Genomic DNA, 25,789 nt, shown 5'->3' with positions numbered 1-25,789 from the left:
CGTGTTCGGCAACTATCTGATCGGCCTGCGCGAGGGGCTGGAGGCCAGCCTGGTCGTCTGCATCCTCGTCGCCTACCTGGTCAAGACCGGGAACCGGGCCGCGCTGCGCCCGGTCTGGCTCGGCATCGCGATCGCCTGCGGGCTCTCGCTCGCCTTCGGCGCGCTGCTGGAATTCGGCACCCAGGAGCTGACCTTCGAGGCGCAGGAGCTGCTGGGCGGCACCCTGTCGATCGTCTCGGTGGGCCTGGTGACGTGGATGGTCTTCTGGATGAAGCGCACCGCGCGGCACCTGAAGGCCGAACTGCACGGCAGGCTCGACTCGGCGCTCGCCGTCGGTACCGGCGCGCTGGTCGCCACCGCCTTCCTGGCGGTGGGCCGCGAGGGGCTGGAGACGGCGCTGTTCGTGTGGGCGTCGGTCCGCGCGAGCGGCGAGGGGTCCTCCGCACCGCTGATCGGCGTACTGCTGGGCATCGCGACCGCCGTCGTCCTCGGCTGGCTGTTCTACCGCGGCGCCCTGAAGATCAACCTGGCGAGGTTCTTCACGTGGACCGGCGGGATGCTGGTGATCGTCGCCGCGGGCGTGCTCGCGTACGGGGTCCACGACCTCCAGGAGGCCCGCTTCCTCGGCGGCCTCCAGGACAAGGCGTTCGACGTCAGCTCGGCGGTCCCGCCGGACAGCTGGTACGGGGTCCTCCTCAAGGGCGTCTTCAACTTCCAGCCGGATCCGACCGTCCACCAGCTGGCGGTGTGGTCCCTCTACCTGGCGGTCGTCCTGACCCTCTTCCTCCTCCCGGCCCGCCCGCGCGGCGCGGCCGGGACCCCGGCCCCCGCCGAGTCCCGGGCCTGACCGGGGCGGCGGCGCCCCGGGGACCGACCGGGGCGGTTCCGGCCGGGCGGTCAGCCCCTGCCGATGTACGGCATCGCGGTGGCCATCACCGTCGCGAACTGGACGTTGGCCTCCAGCGGCAGTTCCGCCATGTGCAGCACCGTGCGGGCCACGTCGCCGGCGTCCATCACCGGCTCCACCGCCAGCTGCCCGTTCGCCTGGAGGATGCCGGTCCGCATGCGCTCGGTCATCTCGGTGGCCGCGTTGCCGATGTCGATCTGGCCGCAGGCGATCCGGTACGGACGCCCGTCGAGCGACAGGGACTTGGTCAGGCCGGTCATGGCGTGCTTGGTCGCGGTGTAGGCGATGGAGTGGGGGCGGGGGACGTGGGCGGAGATGGAGCCGTTGTTGATGATCCGGCCGCCCTGCGGGTCCTGCTCCTTCATCAGCCGGAACGCCGCCTGCGCGCAGAGGAAGGAGCCGGTCAGGTTGACGTCCACGACCTGGCGCCAGGCCTCGTACGCGATGTCCTCCAGCGGGACCCCGGCGGGACCGAAGGTGCCGGCGTTGTTGAAGAGCAGGTCGAGGCGTCCGTAGCGGGCCCGGACCGTGTCGAACAGCGCGGCGACGTCCCGCGGGTCGCTGACGTCGGCCCGTACGGGCAGCACGTCCGCGCCCGCTCCGGCCGCGGCGGCCGTCTCCTCCAGCGGACCGGTCCGCCGCCCGGCCACGGCCACCGACCAGCCGGCGCCGGCCAGGGCCAGGGCCACGGAACGGCCGATCCCGGAACCGGCTCCGGTCACTACAGCGGTCTTCTTCGCGGGTGCGCTCATGGGGCCGCAGAGTACGTCACAGCGGACATGCGGCCCGGGGCGTTCCGACAGCTGAGAGCATGGGTCGGTCAGGGGTGGATAAAGCAGATGAAAAGACTGGAGTTCCGCATGTCGGAGAGTGGCCCCCCGACGGCCCCCTCACACGGGCCGTCACCCGAGCCGTCGTCCGAACCCTCCCCCGAGCCCCCGTCCCGGAACTCCCCGGACGCCGCCACCGCCCCCCTGACGGCGGCGCGCCGCACCAGCCTGCTGGTCACGTTCGTCCTCGGCGGCCTCAGCGCGCTCCCCCCGCTCTCCATGGACATGTACCTGCCGGCCCTGCCGGAGGTCACCGCCGCCCTGCGCAGTCCGGCCGCGACCGTCCAGCTCACCCTCACCTCCTGCCTCGCCGGCATGGCGCTCGGCCAGCTGGTCATCGGCCCCATGAGCGACAAGTGGGGCCGCCGCCGGCCACTGCTGACCGGCATGGTCGTCTACGTCCTCGCCACCGCGATCTGCGCCCTCGCCCCGAGCGCCGAGCTGCTGATCGGCTTCCGGCTGCTCCAGGGCCTGGCCGGGGCGGCCGCCATCGTGATCGCGCGGGCCGTCGTACGCGACCTGTACGAGGGGGTGGAGATGGCGCGCTTCTTCTCCACCCTGATGCTGATATCGGGGGCCGCCCCGGTCATCGCGCCGCTCATCGGCGGCCAGGTGCTCCGCTTCGCCGACTGGCGCGGGGTCTTCGCCGTCCTCACCGCCGTCGGCCTCGCGCTCACCCTGCTGGTGTGGCGCGGCCTCGGCGAGACGCTGCCGCCCGAGCGGCGCCAGACCGGCGGAGTGGGGGCCGCGCTGCGGACCATGCGCGGGCTGCTCGGCGACCGTGTCTTCACCGGCTACACCATGGCGGGCGGCTTCGCCTTCGCGGTGCTCTTCTCCTACATAGCCGCCTCGCCCTTCGTCGTGCAGGAGATCTACGGGGCCTCCCCGCAGGCCTTCAGCCTGCTGTTCGGCCTGAACTCCGTCGGGCTGATCGCCGTCGGCCAGATCAACGGCAAGCTGCTGGTGGGCCGGATCAGCCTGGACAAGGCCCTGGGCGCGGGCCTGGCCGTCATCACCGCCGCCTCCGTCGCCCTGCTGCTGATGTCGGCCGGGGTGTTCGGGAAGGCCGGGCTGGTGCCCGTCGCCGCCGCGCTGTTCGTGCTGATGTCGGCGATGGGCCTGGTGCTGCCGAACACCAACGCGCAGGCCCTGATGCGCACCCCGCACGCCGCCGGGTCGGCGTCCGCGCTGCTGGGCACCTCCTCGTTCCTGGTCGGGGCGGTCGCCTCGCCGCTGGTCGGGATCGCCGGGGAGGACACGGCGGTGCCGATGGCGGTGGTGCAGCTGAGCTGCTCGCTGCTGGCGGTGGCCTGCTTCCTCGGGATGTGCCGGCCCTGGCGGCCGCGCGAGCCCATGGCCGTACCGGGCACACCGGCGGCCCCGGCGGCTCCTCCCGGACCGGCCGCGTCCGCGGCGCCCGGGGCGCCGTAAACTTCGCTGGTGACCGCCGCACCCGCCCCCACCACCGCCGACACCCTCCGCAGCGCGCTCGCCGGGCTGCTCGACGGGCTCCCGCCGAAGCAGGCCTCGGCCGCCGTCGAGCGCCTGATCGCCAGCTACCGGGGTGCCACCCCCACCGACACCCCCGTCCTGCGCGACCGCTCCGACGTCGCGGCGTACGCGGCGTACCGGATGCCGGCCACCTTCGAAGCCGTACGCTCCGCCCTGGCCGGGCTGGCCGGAGCCGCGCCGGAGTGGGCGCCGGGCTCGCACGTGGACGTGGGCGGCGGCACGGGTGCCGCGACCTGGGCGGTGGACGCCACGTGGGACGGGCCCCGCGAGACGACGGTGCTGGACTGGGCGGAGCCGGCGCTGGCGCTCGGCAAGGAGCTGGCGGGCCGCTCGTCCTCCGCGGTGCTGCGTGCGGCCGAATGGCGCCGGGCCGTCATCGGGAGCGGGATCGGCCTGCCCGACGCGGACCTGGTGACCGTGTCGTACGTACTCGGCGAACTGACCGCGCAGGCCCGTCGGGCGGTCGTCGCGGAGGCGGCCCGCGCGGGCCGGGCGGTGGTGCTGATCGAGCCGGGCACGCCCGAGGGATACCTGCGGATCCGCGAGGCCCGCGAGCAGCTGATCGAGGCCGGGATGACGGTGGCGGCGCCCTGCCCGCACGACGGGGCCTGCCCCATCGAGGCCGGGCAGGACTGGTGCCACTTCTCGGCGCGGGTCAGCCGCTCCTCCCTGCACCGGCAGGTCAAGGGCGGGTCCCTGGCGTACGAGGACGAGAAGTTCAGCTACGTCGCGGCGACCCGGTTCCCCGTGACGCCGGTCCCCTCCCGGATCACGCGCAAGCCGCAGATCCGGAAGGGGCTGGTCCTGCTGGACCTGTGCGGTCCCGAGGAGACGGGGCTGTCCCGGGCGACGGTCACCAAGCGCCACGGCGGCCTCTACAAGGCGGCCCGGGACGCCGAGTGGGGCGACGCCTGGCCCCCCGCCCCCGACCACGGCTAGGGGGTATCCGCCCCCGATCCGCCGGACCTAGGGGCGCAGCTCCTGGGTGCAGCACTTGACGCTGCCGCCGCCCTTGAGCAGCTCGCCGAGGTCCATCGGGATCGGCTCGAAGCCCCGGTCCCGCAGCGGCGCCAGCAGTCCGGTCGCGCCCTGCGGGAGCAGGACGTGGCGTCCGTCGGAGACCGAGTTCAGGCCGAAGGCGGCCGCGTCCTCGTCCTCCACGAGCAGGGCGTCCGGGAACAGCCTGCGCAGCACGGCCCGGCTGCCCGGGGAGAACGCCGGCGGATGGTACATGATCTCGTCGCCGTCGAGGACGCAGAGCGCCGTGTCCAGGTGGTAGTAGCGCGGGTCCACCAGGTCGAGCCCGATGACGGGGCGGCCGAAGAACTCCTGCGCCTCGTCGTGCGAGAGCGGGCTGGAGCGGAAGCCCCGGCCGGCCAGGATGTAGCCGGCGGTGACGGCGAAGTCCCCCTCGCCCTCGTTGACGTGCGAGGGTTCGTGCACGTCGACGAAGCCGTTCGCGCGGAACCAGTCGAGGTGGATCTCCGCCTCGGCGGCGCGTTCCGGGTAGGCGAAGCGGGCGCCGAGCACCCGGCCGTCGACGACGAGGGCCCCGTTCGCGGCGAAGACCATGTCGGGCAGGCCGGGATCGGGGACGAGGGTCTCGACGGTGTGGCCGAGGGAGAGGTAGCGGTCCCTCAGGTCTTCCCACTGGGCTTGTGCGAGGGGCAGGTCCACCGGTTTCGTGGGGTCCATCCACGGGTTGATGGAGTACGTGACCCTGAAGTGCGCGGGTGGGCACATCAGGTAGCGCCGGGGTGTGGCGTCTCTGCGCAAAGAAGGCTCCTCACGACTACGACTACGGACTCACGGTGCTGTGCGTGTCGAGAGAATCGTCTCTCCTCCGGGGTGACCGCGCAGTGAACTGATCGGGTGGTTTACCACAACGGCTCGGAGACGATACGTCTCGGACCGGCTTGATACGTTGGACCGGTGACCAAGTCCCCCGACGCCACCCGGCGCAGCGACCGCTCCCGGCGCGCCATCCTCGACGCCGCCCTCGTGCTGGTCGGCGAGGTCGGCTACAACAAGCTGACCATCGAGGCCATCGCGGCCCGCGCGGGAGTCGGCAAGCAGACGATCTACCGCTGGTGGCCGTCGAAGGCCGCCGTCCTGCTGGACGCCTCGCTGGCGCTGGCCGGGGACGCCGGTGCGGAGGCCGGCTGGAGCGGCTTCCCCGACACCGGGGACCTGGCGGCGGACCTGAAGGCCGTGCTGCGGGCCACGGTCGACGAGTTCGCCGACCCGCGGTACGAGGCGCCCGCGCGCGCCCTGACCGCCGCCGGGGCGACCGACCCGGAGCTGGGGGCGCGTTTCACGGAGAAGCTGCTGGAGCCGCAGCTGGCGCTGTACGAGGCGCGGTTGCGGGCGGCCGCCGAGGCCGGTCAGCTCCCGGCGGACCTGGATCTACGGCTGACCGTGGAGATGCTGGTGGGTCCGCTGACGTACCGGTGGCTGATGCGGACCGCGCCGCTGACGCACGCGTTCGCGGACGCGCTGGTGGACGCGGTGCTGGGCGGCGTGGGATACGTCACCGCCGGGCGGCGGCCGGGCCGGTGACGGCGGCATGACCGAGAAGCATATGGCCGGATTATGTGTTTATGCGGGCATCTCGATCGCGGAGTCCGTTCGGGGGGTGCGGTCACCCGGCGCCCCCGATGGTGGGACCATGGAATGGTCTGCCGGGGCAACGGTGAGGTGAGGGGATAGATGGGGTCTGAGTCCGGCCGCGTCAAACGCGGCGAGCAGAGCAGGATTTCCCAGTGGCTGCGGCGCCGCTCGAAACCCGCCCCCGAGGACCCCGGCAAGGAGCGAGAAGCCCTGCTGATCGCCGTCGCCGCCGCCGGACTCCCCCTCGCCCCGGCCGCGCATCCCTCGGGATACCGGTGTTCGTGCGACCGCATCGGCTGTCCCACGCCCGCGCGGCACCCCGTCTCCTTCGCCTGGCAGACCCAGTCGACCACCGACCGCGCGCAGGTCGAGCGCTGGGCCCGCAACCAGCCCCAGGCCAACTTCATCACCGCGACCGGCATGGTGCACGACGTCCTGGACGTCCCCCTGGAAGCCGGCCGCAGCGCGCTGGAGCGCTTGCTCGCCGCCGGCATCGAGGTCGGCCCCGTCGCCGAATCGGGCGGCACCGGCGAACAGGCCCGGATGCTCTTCTTCACGGCGACCCGCGGGACGCCGGAGGACGAGGACGAATGGTGGCCCTGCGAACTGGACTGCCACCCCGAGACCATGGACGAACACCCCGGCCTTCGCTGGCACTGCCGCGGCAGCTACGTGCTGCTCCCCCCTGCCGCCCTGCCGGGAGACCACTCGGTGAGCTGGCTGCGCGACGTCCGCCACCCGCTCCCCGACCCGCTGACCCTCCTGGAGACCCTCACGGACGCCTGCGCCCAGTACGCGGGCACGACCGACCAGACCCCGGCCGCGGTGGCCTGGCCGCTGGGGCACTGAAGACCCGCGCCGCCGCGGCCCGGCCGGCCGGCCGGACCGCGGCGGCGCGAAGCCGGCTGACCCGCCCGCGGGCGGGTCAGTGGACCTGGGTGACGACCACGTCCAGGGACCAGGCCTTCGCCGGCTTCGCGGGGGCCTCGGCCTCCACCACGTAACCCAGGTCCCGCAGGGCCGTCACCAGCTCCGCCGGCGACGCCGGGACGGCCCCGGCCAGCAGCAGGTCGCGTACCAGGCGTCCCTTGGTGGCCTTGTTGAAGTGGCTCACGACCGAGCGCTTCTCCACCCCGTCCACGATCTGCGAGTGCAGCACCCGCACGGTGGCGGTCCGGCCCGCCGTCTCCCCCTTCGGCTTCCACGCCGACGCGTACGCCGACGAGCGCAGGTCCAGCACCAGCCCGTCCCCCGCCGCCTGCGGCATCACCTCCGCCATCGGCGTACGCCAGTACGCGCCCAGCGCGCCCCGACCCGGCAGCTTGACCCCCATCGAGCAGCGGTAGGAGGGGATCCGGTCGGTCACCCGCACCGCGCCCCACAGCCCGGAGAACACCAGCAGCGACCGCTCGGCCAGCTCCCGCGCGGGCGCCGGCAGTCCCGCCAGGTCCAGGGCGTCGTAGAGCACACCGGTGTAGATCTCCCCGGCCGGGCGGGCCGGCGCCGAGCGCAGGGCGGCGTTCTTCGCGACCTCCCCGCGCAGCCCCTCGCTGAGGCCGAGCACCTCACGCGCCTTCGGCTCGTCCGCCGCGCACAGCTCGACGAGTTCCTCCAGCACGGCCGCCCGCGCCGGGGCCAGGCCCGACAGGGACAGGGACGCGGGGTCGAGCGGTGCGCCGGAGCCGCCGGCGGCCTTTCCCTCGGAGGGCGGCAGCAGCACGAGCACGGTGGTTCTCCTTCATGACGACACGGCACAGGGGATGCGGCCCCGGAGCCAGGGTAGACGGCCCGCCGCCACCCGGTCACAGGCGAACGGCCGCGCCCGCGCCCCGTCCGGCGGCGGTCCGGCCGGCCCGCGCGGATCCGGCGGAGTCGGCCTACGCTCGGTCCATGCCACGCCGTCACATGCACATGGCCGGAACGGACGGGGCGGCCCTGCGCGCCGCGCTGGGCGACCTGCGGACGCGACTGGGCGTGCCCGGCACCTTCCCGGCCGAGGTGCTCGCCGAGGCCGAGCGGGCGGCCGCCGCCCCCCGGCTGCCGTCCGAGGACCTGACCGGCCTGCCCTTCTTCACCGTCGACCCGCCCGCCTCCATGGACCTCGACCAGGCCATGCACCTGGCGAAGCGGTCCACCGGCGGCTACCGCGTGCACTACGCCATCGCCGACGTCGCCGCGTTCGTCGGCCCGGGCGGCGCCCTCGACGCCGAGGCCCACCGCAGGGTGACCACCCTCTACTTCCCCGACACGAAGGTGCCCCTGCACCCGCCCGTGCTCTCCGAGGACGCGGCCAGCCTGCTGCCGGACCGCACCCGCCCGGCCCTCGTATGGCGGATGGACCTGGACTCCGACGGCCGGGTCGAGACCACCGACGTACGCCGGGCCCTGGTGCGCAGCCGGGCCAGGCTCGACTACGAAGGCGTCCAGAAGGCCGTCGACACCGGCACCGCCGACCCCTCCCTGGCCCTGCTGAAGGACATCGGGACCCTGCGCGAGGCCCTGGAGGCCGAACGCGGCGGCATCTCCCTGAGCGTGCCCGAGCAGGAGGTCATCGCGCACGACGGCTCGTACAGCCTGGCCTACCGGGCCCCCCTCCCGGCCGACGGCTGGAACGCCCAGGTCTCCCTGATGACCGGCATGGCGGCCGCCGAACTGATGCTGGCCTCCGGTACGGGCATCCTGCGCACCCTCCCCGCCGCCCCCGACGGAGCGGTCGGGCGGCTGCGCCGGGCCGCGAAGGCCCTGCGGATCGAGTGGCCGCACCACGTCCCGTACGCGGTGCTCGTCCGTTCCCTCGACCCGCGCCTGCCCGCGCACGCCGCCTTCCTCCAGGAGTGCACGAGCCTGCTGCGCGGCGCCGGCTACACGGTCTTCACCGGCGGCCGGACCCCGGACCCCGCCCTCCACGCGGCGGTCGCCGCCCCGTACGCGCACTGCACCGCGCCGCTGCGGCGGCTCGCCGACCGCTACGCCGGTGAGCTGTGCGTGGCGGCGGCCGCGGGGGCGGAACCCCCGGCGTGGGCGGTCGAGGCGCTGGAGGCGCTGCCGCAGGAAATGGCGGGCGGCATCCGGCTGGCCAACTCGGCCGAGCGGGAGTGCGTGGACCTGGTGGAGGCGGCCCTGCTCAAGGACCGGGTCGGGGAGACCTTCGAGGCGACGGTCATCGACGTCAGGGAACAGGAACCGCAGGTCGGGACGGTCCACTTGGAGGACCCGGCGGTGGTGGGCCGGGTCGAGTCCCGGGAGGGGCGGCTGCCGCTCGGCGAACGGATCCGGGTCCGGCTGACCCGCGCCGACCCGGGCGTGGCGAAGATCCTCTTCGCGCGGGCGTGAGCGGGCGTGGACCGTCGCGTACGGGCGGCGTCACGGGGCCGCGGCCCGCCGCAGTGCGGTCACCAGCGCGCGGGGGTCGTCGGCGTGGAAACGGACCGTGCGGGCCAGGGCGCGGGCGCCGAGCGGGCGGCGGAAGTCCAGCGGGCGGTTCAGTTCCAGGGTAACGGTCGTCTGGCCGCCCACGATCAGGTCGAGCATCCCGTCGTCGGAGAGGGTGACGAGCCGGCCCTCGGGGTAGCGGCGCTCCACCCGGGCCGAGGCCACCGCGTCCGGCGGGACGGTCAGGTCGAACAGGACCCCGTAGCGGATCCGCAGCGTCCCGTCGGCCCGCAGCACGTGCGGGCGGGTGACGCAGGCGGCGTGCAGGGCGAGCACCAGCAGCACCCCGTAGACGTCGAGCACCAGCACCACGCGGTGCACGGCGGGCCAGGGGATGAGCACGGCCAGCGCGGCGGTCTCGACAATCGACACGAAGAGCAGCCCGTACATCATGGCCGTCTGCGGTCCGGTGTACCGGGCGGCGAGATCGCCCGGCCGCACCCCGTGCTCGCGGCGCGCGACCCACCGCCCGAGGGAGGCGGCGGCCCGCAGCTCGTGCAGCAGCAGCCGCAGGACCGGCTCCGGCACGACGGCCCGTACGGCCGCCCGCCAGGAGCCGGTGCGCCGCCGCAGCGAGCACAGCACCCGGGCCTCCAGCAGCAGCGCCCCGAGCAGCAGCCCCTCGGCGGCGGCCGTCGCCCACCCGGGCGGGCGCACCCCGGCCGCGAGGCAGAGTACGAGGAGCAGCTCGCCGGGTATCACGGCGGCGGCCGCGATCCGGGCCGCGCGTACGGCGCTCATGGCCGCCCCCTCGCGATGAAGGCCGCCATCACCCGGCGTACCACCTCCGCCTGCGCGGGGGCGTACTCCGCGAGCAGCGCCTCCCCGAACCCGGCGACGACGGGCCCGCCGGGCGGGATCGCGTCGAAGACCGCGTCGGGGACGGCGGCGACCATGGCCCGGGCGAGCGGGTCGATCCGGGGGTCGTCGGCGGGGGCGTCGGCCAGCTCGTCCAGCCGCTCGTACAGTCGGAGCACGGCGGGGTCCGAGGCCAGCGGCCCGAGCAGGGCGTAGAGCTCCTCGCCGTCGGCGCCCGCGGCGTCGAGCAGGGTCAGGTGCTCGCGGTCCTTCGCGGCGGCCGGGGAGTCCGTCGGCGGCGCCTTCGCCAGCAGCGCGGCGAGCGCGGGCGGGACCGGCTCGCCCTCGCCGGGACCGGCTGCGAGCAGCACCGCGAGTCGGCGCCGGCGCGCGGCCAGCTCCGCCTCCTGCCGCGCGAGGTCGGCGTCCAGCTCCCGGAGTACGTCGGCCGGCTCGCGCCCCGCGTCGTCGGCGAGGACGCCGCGCACTTCGTCGAGGCCCAGCCCGAGCTCGGTGAGCCGGCGCACCCGGGCCAGGAGCACGGCGTCGCGCACGGTGTAGGCCCGGTAGCCGTTGGGGCGTCTGGGCGGCTCCGGGAGCAGCCCGACGTGGTGGTAGTGCCGGACCGCCCGGGTACTGACCCCGACCAGCGCGGCGATCTCTCCGATCCGCATGCCGCCAGTAGAAACCCTGCCGCTGCGTCAAGGTCAAGCCGCGGCGGACAGCCGGTAGCATGGTCGGCACGACAGACGAGTCGGCCGGGCGGCCGCGTCGGGATCCCCGGATCCCGCCGAGGAACGTCCGGGCTCCACAGGGCAGGGTGGTGGGTAACGCCCACCCGGGGTGACCCGCGGGACAGTGCCACAGAAAACAGACCGCCGGGGGCTTCGGTCCCCGGTAAGGGTGAAACGGTGGTGTAAGAGACCACCAGCGCCTGAGGTGACTCAGGCGGCTAGGTAAACCCCACCTGGAGCAAGGTCAAGAGGATCCGTCCCCGGACGGGTCTGCGCGAACGTTTGAGGGCTGCCCGCCCGATGTTCGCGGGTAGACCGCACGAGGCCGGCGGCAACGCCGGTCCTAGATGGATGGCCGTCTCCCCGGCGACCGCGAGGTCGCCGGGTGACAGAACCCGGCGTACAGGCCGGCTCGTCTGCCGTTCCTCCTCCCCGCACGAGGCGGGCGATCGGCTTCACGTACTCCTCGGGCGGCGACCGTTCGGCCGCCGGACACCCCCCTGGGGCCGGCGGAAGCTCCTCCTCGTTCGCGGTGCTTGAATGGACCGTCGTTCCCGGTCCGCAAGGAGAAGCGCTGTGCCCCTGGTGTCTGTCGTGATGCCCGTGTACAACTCGGCCGCCACCCTCGGCGCAGCCGTCCGATCGGTGCTCACACAGACCCACGGCGACGTGGAGCTGCTGGTCACCGACGACCGGTCCTCCGATGGCTCCATGGACCTGCTCCGCGAGTTCGCCGAGCAGGACGAGCGCGTCCTGCCGGAGTCGGCACCCGTACAGGGCGGTGCCGGCCGGGCCCGCAACCTCGCGATCGAACGGGCCCGCGGGGACTACATCGCCTTCCTCGACAGCGACGACATGTGGCTTCCGGAGAAGACCGAGAAGCAGCTCGCCTTCGCCGCGGCAGGCGATGCGCCCTTGACGTTCACCTCCTACTTCAAGATGGACGCCGACTACGCCGGCGAGAGCACCGACTGGGTCCCGAACGGGCGGGTGGTCCGTGCCCGGGAGCACGTGGACTACCGCGCGATGCTGGTCCGGGACCACATCGGTGCTCTCACCGCCATGTACGACCGCAAGGCCCTGGGCACGAGGCTGATGCCGGAGATGCGCAAGCGCCAGGACTACGCCCTCTGGCTGTCGATCATGCGGAGTGGCGCTGAGGCGCGGGGCCTGGCCGAGCCGCTCGCGGTGTACCGGGCCCACCAGGCGGGGTCGCTGTCCTCCAACAAGCTGTCGCTCGTGCGGTACAACTGGGCCCTGTACCGCGAGCACGAGCACCTGTCGGTCCCGCGGGCGACGCGGGCGCTGGCCGGCGCCGCGTGGCAGTCGCTGCGCAACTCGCGCATCTAGATCCGTGCGCCGGAGCGGCCCGGCCGGAGTGGGTGGCGCCGCTACTTCACCGGGGCGCTGTACGTCTTCCCGAGCAGGCCGTTCTTGAAGTGGACCGTCTTCGCGGTGACCTTCCCCTTGACCGTGATCGTCCCGGAGACCTTCTCGCCCTTGGCCAGCTTGACGGTGTCGATCTGGTCCTCGGCAGCCGCCAGCTCGATCTGCTTGCGGGTTCCGTCCTCGGTCGTCACCTCGAAGAAGAAGACGTTGACGTCGACTTCCTTGGCGCTGTTGTTGACGACGGTCACCTGGACCGAGGTGTGGTCGCCTCCCTGGGCGAGGATGCTCGCCTTGTACTCGGCCGGTGAGGCGGTCACCACCACATCGGCGTTCGTCGCGGGCGCCGGGGCCGGCGCCTCGGGCTGCGCCGCGCCGGACTGTGCCGGGGCCGCGGAGGGGGCTGCGGGGGCCGGGCTCTTGGCGTCCGCCGTGCCGCCCTTGGAGCCGGCGCCGCTGAGGACCATCGCGCCGCAGCCGAAGAGGACCAGCGACAGGACGAGCAGCCCGCCGCAGCCGAAGCCGATTATCTTGCCGGCATTGCTCTTCTTCGGGGGCTGCGGCGGGGCCGGGTAGCCGTAGGGCGGGGGCGGCTGCTGGCCGGGGTAAGGGGTGGTCATGTCGGCTCCTCCACTGTGCAGTTGCTGTCGGGCTCAGCACCGGATGCCGAACACCCTCGGAAGGAGCGCCATCAGATCGGGACGTGAGCGGCGTCAGCTTAGACAACAAACGGAATGCGCCGCCGGCAGTCCCGGGAATGAGACGGGGTTCTTCCGGATCAGCGGCGCCGGCCGGGAGGAGCACCCTTGAGAACCCCCGTTCCCGGCGCACGGGTTCACCCCGCCCACCCGGGCGGTCCGAAGCGCACCTGACGCGCGAAGGCCCCCGCCGGGCGGGGGCCTTCGCGTGCTCGCGGTGGTTCAGCGCAGGTGCGAGGTGTCGTTCAGGAGGCGGACCGAGGCGTTGCCGTCGGCGTAGTAGGCCACCGCCGACAGGGAGGCCGCGGAGAGCTCCATCCGGAACAGGGACTCCGGCGGTGCGCCCAGGGCGAGCCGGACCAGCGTCTTGACCGGCGTCACGTGCGTGACCAGCAGCACCGTGCGGCCCGCGTGCGCGGCCAGCAGCCGGTCACGCGCCGCCGAGACCCGGCGGGTGACGGCGGTGAAGCTCTCGCCGCCGCCCGTGGGCGCCGCCCTCGGGGAGTCCAGCCACGCTTGGAGGTCGTCCGGGAAGCGCTCCCGCACCTCGGCGAAGGTCAGGCCCTCCCAGGCGCCGAAATCCGTCTCGCGCAGGCCCTCCTCGACCGCGACCGGCAGCCCGAGCCGGTCGGCCACGGCCTGCGCGGTCTCCCGGCAGCGGCGCAGCGGGGAGCTGACGACGGCCTGTACGGTGCCCCGCGCGGCCAGCGCCTCGGCGACGGCGGCGGCCTGGCGGCGGCCGGCCGGGGACAGCTCCGGGTCGGTGCCGCCGCTGCCGGAGAAGCGCTTCTGCGGGGTCAGGGCGGTCTCGCCGTGACGCAGCAGCACGAAGGTGGCGGGGGTCCCCGTGTCGGGCCCGCCCCAGCCGGTGCCGGTGGCTCGGGGGGCGCCGGCCGCCGCCGGGGTCGCGTCCGCCGCCGTGCCGGAGCCCGGTGCGGGGATGCCGACCGGGGCCGTGGCCACCCCCCCCGCCCCGCCCTCGGCGCCGCCGAAGAGCGTGCCGGCCCCGGAGGCGGCGGCGCTGCGGGCGGCCCGTACGTCGGTGTCGGGCGCGAGGGTGCCCGTACCGGCGCCGGAGCCGGCGGCCGCACGGGTGCCCGTACCGGCGCCGGAGGCGAGGGCCGCACGGACCGCCGCGGCGCCCTTCGCCGCGTCACCCGGAGGCCCGGCCGGAACCGGGGCGGCGGCGAGGTCGGCCGTGGAGGCGGACGGCTCCCACTGCTTGCCGCGCTTGCCCGCGTCCATCGCCTCGTTGGCGAGCCGGTCGGCGTGCTTGTTCTTCTCGCGCGGGATCCACTCGTACGTGACCTGCGCGCGCGGAAGGATCTTCGCGGCCTCCGCCGCGAGCGGCTTCATGTCGGGGTGCTTGATCTTCCAGCGGCCCGACATCTGCTCCACGACCAGCTTGGAGTCCATCCGGACCCGCACCACCGCGTCCGGCGCCAGCTCGCGCGCCGCCTTCAGGCCCGCGATCAGGCCCTTGTACTCGGCGACGTTGTTCGTGGCGACACCGATGAACTCGGCGCGCTCGGCCAGGGTCTCCCCCGTGACCGGGTCGAGGACGACCGCCCCGTAGCCGGCGGGACCCGGGTTGCCCCGGGAACCGCCGTCCGCCTCCACGACGAAACGCGGCATCAGATGCCCGAGTCCGCCGCACGGACCAGGATGCGGCCGCAGTTCTCGTGCCGGACGACCTGGTCGCGGGCCGCGGCCTTGATCTCGTTGATCTCCGCCATGTCGAGCTCCAGCCGGCAGCCCTCGCAACGGCGCTGGTAGAGGCGCGCGGCGCCGACCCCGCCCTGCTTGACTCGGATCTTCTCGTACAGCGCCATCAGGTCGGACGGCATGGAGGCGACGATGACCTCGCGGTCCTTGGCGATCTTCGCGGCCTCGGCGTCGAGCTCGCCGGTGGCGGCGTCGCGCCGCGCGGTGGCGTCCGCCAGCTTGGCCTCCAGCGAGGAAACGCGCTCGGTGATCCCGGTGACCCGCTCCTGCGCGCCCTCCAGCCGCTCCATGACCTCCAGGACCACGTCCTCCAGGTCGGCCTGCCGCTTGGCGAGCGAGGCGACCTCGCTCTGCAGGTTCGCCAGGTCCCGGGCCGAGATGCCCGCGCCGGAATCCAGGCGCTGCTGGTCCCGGGCCGCGCGCTGGCGGACCTGGTCGACGTCCTGCTCGGCCTTGGTCTGCTCGCGGGCGGCGTCACTGGCCTGCGTCTGGGCGGCGACGAGGAGGTCGCGCTGCTGGCTGAGTTCCTTGGTCAGGGAGTCGACCTCGGCGTGCTCGGGCAGCGACTTGCGCTTGTGGGCGAGCTGAGACAGCCGGACGTCCAGGGCCTGGACGTCGAGAAGTCGGATCTGGTCGGCGGGCTCGGCGTTCAGTTGGGGGCTCCAGAGGCACTAGAAGGGGGTGTGACGGACGGCGCGTGCGCCGTCCAGGGGTCGGTGACCGTGCGCGAGACGTGGGTCCGCAGACCCCAGCCGTGGCGCTCGGAGATCGCGTCGAGCTCGGCGGCGGCCTGCTCGCACCAGGGCCACTCGGTGGCCCAGTGCGCCGCGTCGACGAGGGCGAGCGGGCTCTGCTCGCGGGCCTCGGACACCGGGTGGTGGCGCAGGTCGGCGGTGAGGAAGGCGTCCACACCGGCGGCCCGGACCTGCGCGAAGAGGCTGTCGCCGGAGCCGCCGCTGACGGCGACGGTGCGGATCGGCGCGTCCGGGTCACCGGCCGCGCGGATGCCCTGCGCGGTGCGCGGCAGCCGGGCGGCGGCGCGGGCGGCGAACTCGCGCAGGGTCTCGGGGTGGTCCAGCTCGCAGATCCGGCCTAGTCCCCGACGGCCCGCCGGGTCGGTGGGGTCGGGCACGAGGGGGCCGGTGACGCGCAGGTCGAGGGCGCCGGCGAGGGCGTCGGAGACCCCGGGGTCGGCGGTGTCGGCGTTGGTGTGGGCCACGTGCAGGGCGATGCCGTTCCTGATCAGCGTGTGCACGACACGGCCCTTGAAGGTGTCCGCGGCGACGGTGGTGGTGCCGCGCAGGTAGAGGGGGTGGTGCGTGACGACCAGGTCGGCGCCGAGCTTCACCGCCTCGTCGACGATCTCCTGTACGGGGTCCACGGCGAAGAGCACCCGGGTGACCTCGGCATCGGGGTCGCCGCAGACGGTGCCGACGGCGTCCCACTCCTCGGCCCGCGAGGGGGGCCAGAGAGCGTCCAGCGCGGCGATGACTTCAGAGAGACGGGGCACGGGCCAAGGCTACCGTCCGTGGCGGCCGGTGGTCCCCTGGCCGGGTGAGCAGCACAACCGCATCGTCCGTCACCGGCGAATCGGCGGGGGGCCACCCGTACGTGTGAAGCGCGCCGGGTCGCGCTGTTCGGCTGGGAGTGCGAAAACTAGCTTCCTCTGCGGAGGTGACGGCCCGGATGACTGTCTGTGCCACCGAGACCACGAAGACCAGCACGTCCCCGGACCCGGAGCTCACCGCCCCGGCGGCCCCCGGGGACACGGCCCCGGCTGCGGCGGCTCCCGCCCTCACGATCGCCGCCGACGGGGCGTACGCGGCCCGGCTGGCCGGCGAGGGCGAGGCGCGCTACCCGGAGCGCTGGACGCTGGGCGGCCCCGAGCCCTACGCCGTACCGCTGCCCCTGGCGCAGCCGGAGGAGGCGGACAGCGAGGTGCTCGCCCTGGCCGACGGGCAGGTGCTGATCCACCGCCGCGTCGCCGACCGGCACGCGTTCTCCCTGCTGTACCCCTCCGGCGCCGCGGCGGGCCCGCGCACCGGGGAGGCCCGGCTGGGCTCGGTCGCCGCCGAGGAGGGGGTACGGGTCCGCCTGCTGCCGCCGTCACCGGACGGGTGCGGGGCCTACGCCCTGGCGGTGGGGGCCGAGGAGAGCACCGTCTGGCAGGTGGCCGGGAGCTCCGGCGGGCCCCGGCGGGCCGCGGTGGTCCCGGGCCGCTGCTCCGGCGGGGTCTGGCTGGACCGCACGGGCCGGCTCCTGGCCCTGGACCGCGAGGTGGACGGCCGCACCAAGGCCGTCGCCGTGGACCTGGGCCGGGGCGGGGTGGTCAGCCCGCTGCTCCAGATCGCCGAGCACAGCGACGACCGGCTGCTGCTGGCCGCCCCGGACAGCGGGCTGCTGCTGATCCGCTCGGACGCCCCGGGTGAGCCGCGGCTGGGCTGGGGGGTGCTGGGCAGCGAGCGCCCGGTCCGCTTCCCGGAGTGCCTGCGGCTGGAGGACGCCCACCCCTTCGCGGTGCAGCCGGGTCAGGTCCTGATGCCGGAGACCTGCGGGGTGGCGCTCCGGGTGGGCGGAGGCGGTCTCGCGCTGTGGCGGCCCGCCGACCGGCACGTCTTCCGGCTGGGCGCCCCGGAGGGATGGCTCGGGAGCGGGCTGTGGACCCCGGAGGGGCGGCTGCGCCTGCCGTACTCCACCCCCGGGGTGCCCTGCGGGGTCGTGAGCCTGAGCCAGCCGCCCGCCCCGCCGCCGCCCGTCCGTGTGGACCCGCCCCCGCCGCCCCCCACCCGGCCGGTGCCGCTCCAGCAGGCGCCCCTGCGCTGACCGGGCGCGGCGGGCACCGTGACAGGGGTGGGGCCGCCGGGTGCCTCCCAGGACGTCTCTTTCGGATCTTGCCGGACGCTGGCACCCTCTCGCTGTGGAAACCTACTTCGATCCCTTGCCCCTGCTCGGTGACGCGCGCGTGTCGTTCCGTGGTGAGTGGGCGGACCGGAAGTGGTTGAACGTCCCCGGCCCGTTCTACGGTGCCGACACCGACAACTGCGGTACCGGCCGGATCCACGCACCGGAGCTCGTGCTCTACGAAGCCAGGTATTTCACCGAGTACGTCTACCGTCAGCCGAGGACGACGGAAGAGCTCTGGCGGCTGGTCGACGCTGCCGAGGACGATCCGATGACGGGCTACGGCTGCGACGGTGACGTGCACTGGACGCCGACAGTGGTCCGGGAGTGGTGGCGCGACCGGGGACGGATCCGGGAATACCTGGCAATTCATCGCCGCGGGTTCGAGGCCGATGACGTGAAGTGGGGGCAGGGCACGGCCGCTGCCGCCCGCGACTACGCCGCGTACCTCGACGGCGGCCTCGCCCTGCACCTGCGTGCCTACCTCTTCTGGCTCGAAGAACAGCGCTCACCGACGCCGACAGACCTGCTGCCGCACCTGTAGGGGGCTGCCCTCCAAGGTGCCGTCGGCATCCCACCCCCGCTGATCCGAAGGAAACGGCCTAGCCGTGCTTGAGGCTCAGGACCTCGGTCGCCGCGAAGGTCTCGTTCGGCGGGCGCGAGTCGTAGTGCGGGGTGAGGAGCCCGTCGAGCTCCTCGAAGGTGAAGGCCTCCTTGGCCGTGTCGAACTTCGCGGCGACCCGGGGGCGTTCCATCACGGCGACGATCCCGCCGTGCACCACGAAGAGCTGCCCGTTGGCCTTGGCGGAGGCCGGTGAGGCCAGGTAGCCGACCAGCGGGGAGACGTGCTCGGGGGCGAGGGCGTCGAGCCTGCCGTCCTCGGGGACCTGGAAGCCGGCGAAGACGTCCTCGGTCATCCGGGTGCGGGCGCGCGGGCAGATGGCGTTGGCCGTCACCCCGTACTTGGCCAGGGCCAGGGCGGTCGAGGTGGTCAGGCCGACGATGCCGCCCTTGGCGGCGGCGTAGTTGGGCTGGCCGGCCGAGCCGCCCAGGAAGGCCTCCGAGGAGGTGTTGACGATCCGCCCGTACACGGGGCCGCCCGCCGCCTTGGAGCGTTCGCGCCAGTGCGCGGCGGCGAAGTGGGTGGTGTTGAAGTGGCCCTTGAGGTGGACCCGGATCACCGAGTCCCACTCGTCCTCCGTCATCGAGAAGACCATCCGGTCGCGCAGGATCCCCGCGTTGTTGACGAGGACGTCGAGCTTGCCGAAGCGGGAGACCGCCAGGGCGACCAGCTCCCGGGCCTGCTCGAAGTCGGCCACGTCACCGAGGTGCGCCACCGCCTGCCCGCCCGCCGCGCGGATCTCCTCGGCCACCTCCTCCGCCGGGGCGGCCGAGGCCTCTCCCGAGCCGTCGCGGCCGCTCTGCCCGTAGTCGTTGACGACGACGCTCGCGCCGAGCCGGGCGAGTTCGAGCGCCTCGGCCCGGCCGAGCCCGCGGCCCGCGCCGGTGACGATGGCGGAGAGCCCCTCAAGTGGGAGTGACATCCGTGGCGTTCCTCTCAGCGGTCTTGGAGCAGCGGTCGTGGGGCAGTGGTCGTCGAGCACCGGTCTTGGCGCAGTGGTCTCAGAGTTCGATGCAGGTGCGCAGGGCGACGCCGGTGCGCATCTGGTCGAGGGCGTCGTTGATCTCGGCCAGGGTCACCCGGTGGCTGATCAGGTTCTCCAGGTCGATCCGGCCGGCCCGCCACAGCGCGATCGTGCGCTCGTACGAGCGGAGCACGTCGCCGCCCCCGTACATCGACGGGAGGATCTTCTTCTCGTCGAAGAACAGGGAGAACATGTCGACCTGGAAGTCGTCGTCGAGGGCGCCCGCGCCGACCACGACGACGGAGCCTCCGCGCCGCGTCATCTCGTACGCCTTCCGCGCGGTCGCGGACTTGCCGACGACCTCGAAGACGTAGTCGAAGCCCTCGCCGGCCGTGATCCGGTTCCTGGCGTCGGCGAACTCCTCCGGGGAGACGGCCTCGGTGGCGCCGAACCGCAGCGCCGCCTCGCGCCGCGAGGCGACCGGGTCGACGGCGAGGATCTGCGCCGCGCCCTGGACCTTGGCGCCCTGGACGACGGATATGCCGACGCCGCCGCAGCCGATGACGGCGACCGAGGAACCGGCCTCCACCCGGGCGGTGTTGATGGCCGCGCCGAGTCCGGTGGTGACGCCGCAGCCGATCAGCGCGGCGATGTCGAAGGGCAGGTCGTCGGGGATGGGGACGGCGCAGGCGGCCGGGACGACCATGTCCTCGGCGAAGGTGCCGGTCCCGGCGAAGCCGAAGACGTCACCGGCCGCCCGCTTGAAGTTGGGGGTGGCGACGTTCCCGAAGGCCTCCAGGCACAGGTGCCCCTGGCCGCGCCTGCAGGCGGGGCAGTGGCCGCACGGCGGCAGCCAGCAGACGAGGACGCGGTCGCCGATCGCGTGGCCGGTGACGCCGTCACCGACGTCCGTGATCACGCCGGAGCCCTCGTGGCCGGGGATGAAGGGGGCGGGCTGCGGCAGTACGCCGCTCATCGCCGAGAGGTCGGAGTGGCACAGCCCGGTGGCCTTGACGCGGATCCGGACCTTGCCGGGGCCGAAGCCCACGGCCTCCATGTCGTCGACGACCTCGAGCTTGTCCTGGCCTATCTCGCTCTGCAGTGCTGCGCGCACGGTGCGGCTCCTTCCGTGGATGCTACGAGTGTTCGACGACGGTGTCCGCGAGGACCGGCGCGTCGTCCCGTTCGACGGCGGTCACCGAGACCAGTACGCGGCCTTCCTCCTGCCACATCCGGATGCGCAGCGTCTCGCCCGGGAAGACGATCCCGGCGAAGCGCGTGCGGTAGGCGCGGACCCGTGACACGTCCCCGCCGAGCGCGGTGTCGACGACGGCCTTGAGGGTCATCCCGTACGAGCACAGGCCGTGCAGGATCGGCTTGTCGAAGCCGGCCAGCTTGGCGAACTCGGGGTCGGCGTGGAGGGGGTTCCAGTCCCCGGAGAGCCGGTAGAGCAGCGCCTGTTCCTCCCGGATGGCCCGCTCCTCGGTGCGGTCGGGGGCGCGTCCGGGCAGTTCCTCCCTGACGGAGGGGCCGCGTTCGCCGCCGAAGCCGCCCTCACCGCGTACGAAGATCTGCGCGTCGCTGGTCCACAGCGGCCCGCCGGCGTCCGCGACCTCGGTGCGCAGCACGATCACGGCCGCCTTCCCCTTGTCGTAGAGGGCGGCGACCCTGGCGGAGGAGGTGGCGCTTCCCTTGACGGGGATGGGCCGGTGCAGCTCGATGGACTGGCCGCCGTGCAGGACGTCGGCGAGGTTGACCTCGATGCCGGGGGCGGCGAGACCGCCGAGCATGGCCATGCCGGCCCCGGCGACGGTCGCGAAGCTGGGCAGGACGTGGAGCCTGGACTCCAGGGTGTAGCGCAGCTCGTCGGGGTCGGTGGCCAGGTTCTGGCCGTGCAGCGGCGTGCCCGCTCCGAGGCCGAGGTGGTAGAGCTGGATGTCCTTGTGGTCCCAGCCGATGTCCCCCCGACGGGGTTCGGCGGCGAGGGCCCTGGCGGCATCGATCGGCATGAGGATGCTGCTCCTTCGGTTCCTTGGAAGACCTCGGCACGGCCGTCCGCACCGTCGGCCGCACCGAGGTCGTGTGCGGGGCCGCACACCGGGACGCGTTCTAGAACGCGTTCTAGCAGCGGGCCGAAGGCATGTATAACGCACGCCCCGACACTTGGGAAGACCGCTGACTTCGCGTCAGATCGGTCTGCCGCAACGCGTGTTGCGACTCGGGCCCGGGGCCGGCCGTTACGCTTCGGCGGTGGACGAAATGCCCCTGACGCACAGGCCCGCGCGCTCCCTGCGCGTCCTGCTGGAGCCGCCGGACCCGGCCCTCGCGCTGCTGCTCGGCCTCCAGCCGGACATCGAGGTGGTGGACTCCCCCACGGCCCGGCCGCAGGTGGCGCTGGTGGAGGAGGTCGCCGCGGTGACGGCGCTGCTCGCCGACGATCCCGAGTGCCGGGTCCTGCTGACCGCCGGCTCGGCCCGCCCCGGCCTGCTGGAGGCGGCCCTGACGGCGGGCGCGGCGGGGCTGGTCCTGCGGGACGGCCCCGTCGAGGACCTGGCGGACTGCCTGCGCCGCGCCTCCACGGGCGAGACGGTGGTGGACCCGGCGCTGGCGGGCCCGTAGACCGGCAGACCGGCAGACCGGCTGGCCGGCCGGCCGCGGACGCGCGGAGGCCCTCCGCCGGTGACGGCGGAGGGCCGCCGGCCGCGCCGGGGCGGGGCTCAGCCCGCGGGCTTCGTCCAGTCGTCGACCGTCCGTGAGGGGTCCAGCGCCACCGGCAGCCGCTCCAGCCCCCGGAAAGCGGGGAACGGCCCCTTCAGCCAGTCACCACCGTGCGCCGACGGCATCGCCAGCACCATGTCGGGGAAGCGGTCCAGCAGCGACGTCAGGCAGATCTCCAGCTCCAGGCGGGCCAGCGGCGCGCCCAGACAGTAGTGCGCCCCGAAACCGAAGCCGAGGTGACTGCCCTGGAGCCCCTCGCGCGTGAAGTCGAGCCTGTCGGGCTCGGGGAACTTCTCCGGGTCCCGGTTCGCGGAGGCGATCGCGATCTGGATGACGGCGCCCCGCGGAATGACCGTCCCGCCGATTTCCACGTCCTCCAGCGCGTACCGGAAGGTGGAGGTTTCCACCGAGCCCTCGAAACGGACCATTTCCTCGATCGCCCGCGGAAGGAGTTCCCGGTTCTCCTGGACGGCCTTCAGCTGTTCCGGATGGGTCAGCAGGCTGTAGACGCAGTTGCCGATCTGGAGGGTGGTGGTCTTGTGGCCCGCGAAGAGCAGCACCCAGATCATCGAGACGAGTTCGTCGTCCGTCAGCGGTTCCTCGTCGTGCGGGGTTTCCGCCAGCACGCTCAGGAAGTCGTCGGTGGGATTCTCGCGGGTGCGGTGGATCAGGTCCGTGAAGTAGTCGCGCAGCCAGTGCTCGGCCTCGACCAGTTCGTGCTTCAGGTCCCTGCTGAACCGGGAGCGGGTCACCTGGGCGAACCACTCCAGCACCTCGACGCGCTCGTCCCCGACGATGCCGAGCAGCTCGCAGATGACCATGACGGGCAGCGGCAGCGCGAAGGCCGCCATCAGGTCGACGGGCTCGTCCGTCGGGCACCGGTCGAGCAGCCCGTTCACCAGTTCCTGGATGTGCGGGCGCAGGTCCTTGACGTGGCGCGGGGTGAAGGCCGTCTTGGCGATGTGGCGCAGCCGGGTGTGCCGGGGCGGGTCCGCGAAGAGGAGGTTGTCGTCGAGCGCCTCGCACGCGTCCCCGAACAGGGCGTGGTAGGTGTCGATGGCCTCGTGCATGTCCTTGCCGACGCGATGGTCGGCGAAGACCGCGTGGGCGTCCTCGTACCGGGTGATGAGGTACGTGGGCACTCCGTGCCCGGGGGTCAGCCGGGCGATCGGGGCCTTCTCGCGCAGCGACCGGTAGACCGGATAGGGGCACTGCCGGTATTCCGGCGTGCCCTTCGTCACCGCCGCCACCGCGTCTTCGAGCGCGGGTCCGTCCCCCACTGCCACTGTCGGTTCAGTCGTCACGCGCTCATACCTCTCGGGTATCCCGGAATGGACAGTCGGCTCCTTTCCCTGGGCCGAATGACGGCCAAACCGCGTTGACCCGTTCGGAGCCGAATGCTCCCCCTCGGGAATGTCCGGGCGGCGGCGGCCCGGGCCCGCCCTAAGGTGTTCGCTGATCACGTTCCGCGACCCCGTTCCGCGATCCCGGGGCGCGATCCCGGGGCGCGGCCCGAAGAGAGGGAATGCGCCCATGCCGGAATACGGCGCCGGCGGTTTCGCCGCCAGTGGAGCAGCACGGCCCGCCACCGCGGCCGCGGAGGACGACGACGGCAGCCGGGCGGTGATCGACGTCCACCACCACTTCTGCGCCCCGGCCTGGCGGGAGTGGGGCGAGGCGCGGGGGCTGGTGGATCCGCGGGCGCTGCCGCCGTGGGCCCGCTGGGACGCGGAGTCCGCGCTGGCGCTCATGGACCGGGCGGGGATCGCCACCGCCGTGCTCAAGCCGATGCTGCCCGCCCGGTACGAGAGCTCCGCGCAGCTGCGGGAGGCCGTCACCGTGACGCTGCGGGCGGCGGTGGAAGCGGCCGAGGCGCATCCGGGACGGTTCTTCTTCCACACCCCGCTCTTCCTGGACGACCTGGAGGTCTCCTCCTGGGCGCTGCGCCACGGGCTCGACGAGCTGGGCGCGGTGGGGGTGAACGTCACCGCCAACTACGGCGGGGTGTACCTGGGGGACCCCGTGTACGACGGGATCTTCGCCGAGCTGGACGAGCGTGCCGCCGTGGTGGACACCCACCCGCACAACCTCCCGGCCGTCCCGGCGGGCCCGCCGCCCGGCGCGGGCGGTCCCGGCGCGGGCGGTCCCGGCGCGGGCGGTCCCGGCGCGGGCGGTCCCGGCGCGGGCGGTCCCGGCGCGGGCGGTCCCGGCGCGGGCGGACGGCCGGGGGCCGGGGGGCCGCCCGGGGCCACCGTTCCGGGGCTGCCGAACTTCCTGTGCGACTTCCTCCTCGACACCACTCGCGCCGCCGCCAACATGATCCGCAACCGGACCCTCGACCGCTTCCCGAACCTGTCGGTGGTCCTGCCGCACGGCGGCGGCTTCCTCCCGCACATCGCGACCCGGCTGGAGGCCTTCGCGGGCTCCTTCGACCCTCCGGTGGAGCCCGCGGCGGTCCGGGACCACCTGCACCGCTTCTACTACGACACCGCCGGCCCGATGTCCCCGGCCGGCACCCTGCTGGCCACCGTGGACCCGGCCCGGATCCTCTTCGGCAGCGACTGGCCCGCCTGCCCCGCCGGCATGGTCGCGGACATCGCCGTACCCGCGCTGGCCGCGGACCCGGCCCTGACGCCCGCGCTGCGCCGCGCCATCAACCGGGAGAACGCGCTGCGCCTGATGCCCCGGCTGGTGCCCGCGTAGGCGTCCGGCGGGGTACTCCGGCACGGCACTCCGGCTGCGGGGAGTTCACCTGCGCAGCAGGGTCACCACCGCCGCGCCGCCCAGCCCGATGTTGTGCGCCAGCCCGACCCGGGCGCCGGGGACCTGGCGGGCGCCCGCCTCGCCGCGCAGCTGCCACACCAGTTCCGCCGCCTGCGCGAGCCCCGTCGCCCCGAGCGGGTGGCCCTTGGAGATCAGGCCGCCCGAGGGGTTGACCACCCACCGGCCGCCGTAGGTGGTGGCACCGCTCTCGACGAGCTCGCCGGAGGCGCCGTCGGCGCACATGCCGAGCGCCTCGTAGGTCAGCAGTTCGTTGACCGAGAAGCAGTCGTGCAGTTCGACGACGTCGACGTCCTCGATGCCGAGCCCGGAGGCCTCGTACACCCGGCGGCCCGCGGCGGCCGTCATGGGCTTGCCGACGACGTCGATGCAGGAGCCGCCGAAGCTCTCGGCGGTGTCCGTGGTCATCGCCTGGGCGACGATCTCGACGGCCTTGTGGTGCAGTCCGTGCGCGACGACGAACCGCTCCGAGACGACGAGGGCGGCCGCGGCCCCGTCGGAGGTGGGCGAGCACTGGAGCTTGGTCAGCGGGGAGTGGACGGTCTTGGCCGCGAGGACCTCCTCGACCGTGTACACGTCCTGGAACTGCGCGTTCGGGTTGTTCGCGGAGTGCCGGTGGTTCTTGGCGCCGACCGCCGCCAGCTGGGCGGGCGTGGTGCCGTACCGCTCCATGTGCTCGCGGGCGGCGTTCCCGAAGATCTGCGCGGTGGGCGGGGACATCTCGAAGCCGTGCGCGGCCGCCATGATCCCGTAGTGCCGGGCCACCGGCGAGGCGGAGAAGTCACCGCCGTCGGCGCCGCCGCCCAGCGCCCCGCGCTTCATCTTCTCGAAGCCGACGGCGAGCACGCAGTCGGCAAGGCCGCCCTGGACGAACTGCCGCGCCATCATCAGGGCCGTGGAGCCCGTCGCGCAGTTGTTGCTGACGTTGTAGACGGGGACGCCCGTCAGGCCCAGTCCGTACACCGCCCGCTGACCGGCGGTGGAGGGCTGGAAGCAGTAGCCGGCCGGCACCTGCTCGACCAGCCCGTAGTCCACGCCGGCGTCGGCGAGCGCCGCGCCGCCGGCCTCCTCGGCCATGTCCCAGTACTGCCAGTCCCGTGACTCCGGCTTCTCGAACTTCGTCATGCCGACGCCCACGATGTATGGCTTCATGCCCGTTGACTCCTCGTCC

The 25,789-nt window shown here is 73.7% G+C and carries 25 protein-coding genes and 1 other RNA gene; 12 read left to right on the top strand and 14 right to left on the bottom strand.

Annotated features, from left to right (window positions below):
• The first annotated feature begins 1 nt into the window (after position 1).
• Positions 2–847, top strand: coding sequence for an iron uptake transporter permease EfeU (gene efeU / locus ACZ4WZ_RS25885; RefSeq protein ID WP_467893866.1), 846 nt, complete (start codon positions 2–4; stop codon positions 845–847).
• Positions 848–897: 50 nt separating this feature from the next.
• On the opposite strand, the gene ACZ4WZ_RS25880 is transcribed toward efeU, so the two are convergent.
• Positions 898–1,659: an SDR family oxidoreductase gene (locus ACZ4WZ_RS25880; RefSeq protein ID WP_467893864.1), complete on the bottom strand. Its 762-nt coding sequence runs from the start codon at positions 1,657–1,659 to the stop codon at positions 898–900.
• A 108-nt stretch (positions 1,660–1,767) separates the two neighbouring features.
• Here ACZ4WZ_RS25880 and ACZ4WZ_RS25875 point away from each other — a divergent pair, with 108 nt between their 5' ends.
• Both ACZ4WZ_RS25875 and ACZ4WZ_RS25870 read left to right on the top strand, forming a co-directional pair.
• Entirely contained in the window at positions 1,768–3,168 is a 1,401-nt protein-coding gene (locus tag ACZ4WZ_RS25875; RefSeq protein ID WP_467893862.1) for a multidrug effflux MFS transporter, read from the top strand.
• Positions 3,169–3,177: 9 nt separating this feature from the next.
• Positions 3,178–4,188, top strand: coding sequence for a small ribosomal subunit Rsm22 family protein (locus ACZ4WZ_RS25870; RefSeq protein WP_467893860.1), 1,011 nt, complete (start codon positions 3,178–3,180; stop codon positions 4,186–4,188).
• Positions 4,189–4,215: 27 nt separating this feature from the next.
• Here ACZ4WZ_RS25870 and ddaH read toward each other — a convergent pair whose 3' ends face one another.
• On the bottom strand, positions 4,216–5,025 hold the full coding sequence (ddaH, locus tag ACZ4WZ_RS25865) for a dimethylargininase (RefSeq protein ID WP_467893859.1): 810 nt from the start codon (positions 5,023–5,025) through the stop codon (positions 4,216–4,218).
• 156 nt (positions 5,026–5,181) lie between these two features.
• Between ddaH and ACZ4WZ_RS25860 the strand changes: the two genes are divergently transcribed.
• Positions 5,182–5,808 (top strand): TetR/AcrR family transcriptional regulator, encoded by a 627-nt coding sequence (locus ACZ4WZ_RS25860; protein WP_467893857.1) that lies wholly within the window; start codon positions 5,182–5,184, stop codon positions 5,806–5,808.
• A 150-nt stretch (positions 5,809–5,958) separates the two neighbouring features.
• Positions 5,959–6,708, top strand: coding sequence for a bifunctional DNA primase/polymerase (locus ACZ4WZ_RS25855; RefSeq protein WP_467893856.1), 750 nt, complete (start codon positions 5,959–5,961; stop codon positions 6,706–6,708).
• A 76-nt stretch (positions 6,709–6,784) separates the two neighbouring features.
• Here ACZ4WZ_RS25855 and yaaA read toward each other — a convergent pair whose 3' ends face one another.
• Entirely contained in the window at positions 6,785–7,585 is an 801-nt protein-coding gene (yaaA, locus tag ACZ4WZ_RS25850; RefSeq protein WP_467893854.1) for a peroxide stress protein YaaA, read from the bottom strand.
• A gap of 164 nt (positions 7,586–7,749) precedes the next feature.
• Between yaaA and ACZ4WZ_RS25845 the strand changes: the two genes are divergently transcribed.
• Positions 7,750–9,192, top strand: a complete 1,443-nt coding sequence (locus ACZ4WZ_RS25845; RefSeq protein ID WP_467893853.1) for an RNB domain-containing ribonuclease — start codon at positions 7,750–7,752, stop codon at positions 9,190–9,192.
• A 30-nt stretch (positions 9,193–9,222) separates the two neighbouring features.
• Here ACZ4WZ_RS25845 and ACZ4WZ_RS25840 read toward each other — a convergent pair whose 3' ends face one another.
• Both ACZ4WZ_RS25840 and ACZ4WZ_RS25835 read right to left on the bottom strand, forming a co-directional pair.
• On the bottom strand, positions 9,223–10,032 hold the full coding sequence (locus tag ACZ4WZ_RS25840; protein ID WP_467893852.1) for a hypothetical protein: 810 nt from the start codon (positions 10,030–10,032) through the stop codon (positions 9,223–9,225).
• Positions 10,029–10,763 carry a MerR family transcriptional regulator gene (locus ACZ4WZ_RS25835; protein ID WP_467893851.1) on the bottom strand — a complete coding sequence of 245 codons (735 nt, stop codon included), beginning with the start codon at positions 10,761–10,763 and terminating at the stop codon, positions 10,029–10,031. The genes ACZ4WZ_RS25840 and ACZ4WZ_RS25835 overlap by 4 nt, the downstream gene beginning before the upstream one ends.
• A 76-nt stretch (positions 10,764–10,839) precedes the next feature.
• On the opposite strand from ACZ4WZ_RS25835, the gene rnpB reads away from it, so the two are divergent.
• Together rnpB and ACZ4WZ_RS25825 are read left to right on the top strand one after the other, a co-directional pair.
• Positions 10,840–11,242: RNase P RNA component class A (gene rnpB, locus ACZ4WZ_RS25830), an RNA gene on the top strand.
• 157 nt (positions 11,243–11,399) lie between these two features.
• Positions 11,400–12,173 (top strand): glycosyltransferase family 2 protein, encoded by a 774-nt coding sequence (locus ACZ4WZ_RS25825; RefSeq protein WP_467893850.1) that lies wholly within the window; start codon positions 11,400–11,402, stop codon positions 12,171–12,173.
• Between the two features lie 41 nt (positions 12,174–12,214).
• Here ACZ4WZ_RS25825 and ACZ4WZ_RS25820 read toward each other — a convergent pair whose 3' ends face one another.
• The 4 genes from ACZ4WZ_RS25820 to ACZ4WZ_RS25805 all read right to left on the bottom strand — a co-directional run bounded on the left by ACZ4WZ_RS25820 (position 12,215) and on the right by ACZ4WZ_RS25805 (position 16,142).
• Positions 12,215–12,829 carry a DUF4352 domain-containing protein gene (locus tag ACZ4WZ_RS25820; protein ID WP_467893848.1) on the bottom strand — a complete coding sequence of 205 codons (615 nt, stop codon included), beginning with the start codon at positions 12,827–12,829 and terminating at the stop codon, positions 12,215–12,217.
• Between the two features lie 300 nt (positions 12,830–13,129).
• Positions 13,130–14,542 carry a bifunctional RNase H/acid phosphatase gene (locus ACZ4WZ_RS25815; RefSeq protein ID WP_467893846.1) on the bottom strand — a complete coding sequence of 471 codons (1,413 nt, stop codon included), beginning with the start codon at positions 14,540–14,542 and terminating at the stop codon, positions 13,130–13,132.
• Positions 14,542–15,285: a zinc ribbon domain-containing protein gene (locus tag ACZ4WZ_RS25810; RefSeq protein ID WP_467893925.1), complete on the bottom strand. Its 744-nt coding sequence runs from the start codon at positions 15,283–15,285 to the stop codon at positions 14,542–14,544. Before ACZ4WZ_RS25810 ends, ACZ4WZ_RS25815 begins: the two co-directional genes overlap by 1 nt.
• Positions 15,282–16,142, bottom strand: coding sequence for a Nif3-like dinuclear metal center hexameric protein (locus ACZ4WZ_RS25805; RefSeq protein WP_467893844.1), 861 nt, complete (start codon positions 16,140–16,142; stop codon positions 15,282–15,284). The genes ACZ4WZ_RS25810 and ACZ4WZ_RS25805 overlap by 4 nt, the downstream gene beginning before the upstream one ends.
• A 176-nt stretch (positions 16,143–16,318) precedes the next feature.
• On the opposite strand from ACZ4WZ_RS25805, the gene ACZ4WZ_RS25800 reads away from it, so the two are divergent.
• Positions 16,319–17,455, top strand: coding sequence for a hypothetical protein (locus ACZ4WZ_RS25800; RefSeq protein ID WP_467893843.1), 1,137 nt, complete (start codon positions 16,319–16,321; stop codon positions 17,453–17,455).
• Between the two features lie 94 nt (positions 17,456–17,549).
• Positions 17,550–18,077, top strand: coding sequence for a ferredoxin (locus ACZ4WZ_RS25795; protein WP_467893842.1), 528 nt, complete (start codon positions 17,550–17,552; stop codon positions 18,075–18,077).
• A 58-nt stretch (positions 18,078–18,135) separates the two neighbouring features.
• Here ACZ4WZ_RS25795 and ACZ4WZ_RS25790 read toward each other — a convergent pair whose 3' ends face one another.
• From ACZ4WZ_RS25790 to ACZ4WZ_RS25780, 3 genes are all read right to left on the bottom strand, one after another.
• Positions 18,136–19,077 (bottom strand): 3-oxoacyl-ACP reductase, encoded by a 942-nt coding sequence (locus ACZ4WZ_RS25790; protein WP_467893840.1) that lies wholly within the window; start codon positions 19,075–19,077, stop codon positions 18,136–18,138.
• Positions 19,078–19,156: 79 nt separating this feature from the next.
• On the bottom strand, positions 19,157–20,233 hold the full coding sequence (locus ACZ4WZ_RS25785) for a Zn-dependent alcohol dehydrogenase (RefSeq protein WP_467893839.1): 1,077 nt from the start codon (positions 20,231–20,233) through the stop codon (positions 19,157–19,159).
• A 22-nt stretch (positions 20,234–20,255) separates the two neighbouring features.
• Complete coding sequence (locus tag ACZ4WZ_RS25780; RefSeq protein ID WP_467893837.1) at positions 20,256–21,128, bottom strand: MaoC/PaaZ C-terminal domain-containing protein; 873 nt, start codon at positions 21,126–21,128, stop codon at positions 20,256–20,258.
• 250 nt (positions 21,129–21,378) lie between these two features.
• Between ACZ4WZ_RS25780 and ACZ4WZ_RS25775 the strand changes: the two genes are divergently transcribed.
• A complete protein-coding gene (locus tag ACZ4WZ_RS25775) occupies positions 21,379–21,738 on the top strand; it encodes a response regulator (RefSeq protein WP_388936235.1) in 360 nt (119 codons plus the stop codon).
• 98 nt (positions 21,739–21,836) lie between these two features.
• Here ACZ4WZ_RS25775 and ACZ4WZ_RS25770 read toward each other — a convergent pair whose 3' ends face one another.
• Positions 21,837–23,141 (bottom strand): cytochrome P450 family protein, encoded by a 1,305-nt coding sequence (locus ACZ4WZ_RS25770; protein ID WP_467893836.1) that lies wholly within the window; start codon positions 23,139–23,141, stop codon positions 21,837–21,839.
• Positions 23,142–23,370: 229 nt separating this feature from the next.
• On the opposite strand from ACZ4WZ_RS25770, the gene ACZ4WZ_RS25765 reads away from it, so the two are divergent.
• A complete protein-coding gene (locus tag ACZ4WZ_RS25765) occupies positions 23,371–24,540 on the top strand; it encodes an amidohydrolase family protein (protein ID WP_467893834.1) in 1,170 nt (389 codons plus the stop codon).
• A 45-nt stretch (positions 24,541–24,585) separates the two neighbouring features.
• Here ACZ4WZ_RS25765 and ACZ4WZ_RS25760 read toward each other — a convergent pair whose 3' ends face one another.
• Positions 24,586–25,770, bottom strand: coding sequence for a thiolase C-terminal domain-containing protein (locus tag ACZ4WZ_RS25760; protein ID WP_467893833.1), 1,185 nt, complete (start codon positions 25,768–25,770; stop codon positions 24,586–24,588).
• Positions 25,771–25,789: the final 19 nt, after the last annotated feature.

Source organism: Streptomyces sp. NPDC029122, from assembly GCF_055569445.1.
This window is presented reverse-complemented; position numbering and strand designations above follow the sequence as displayed.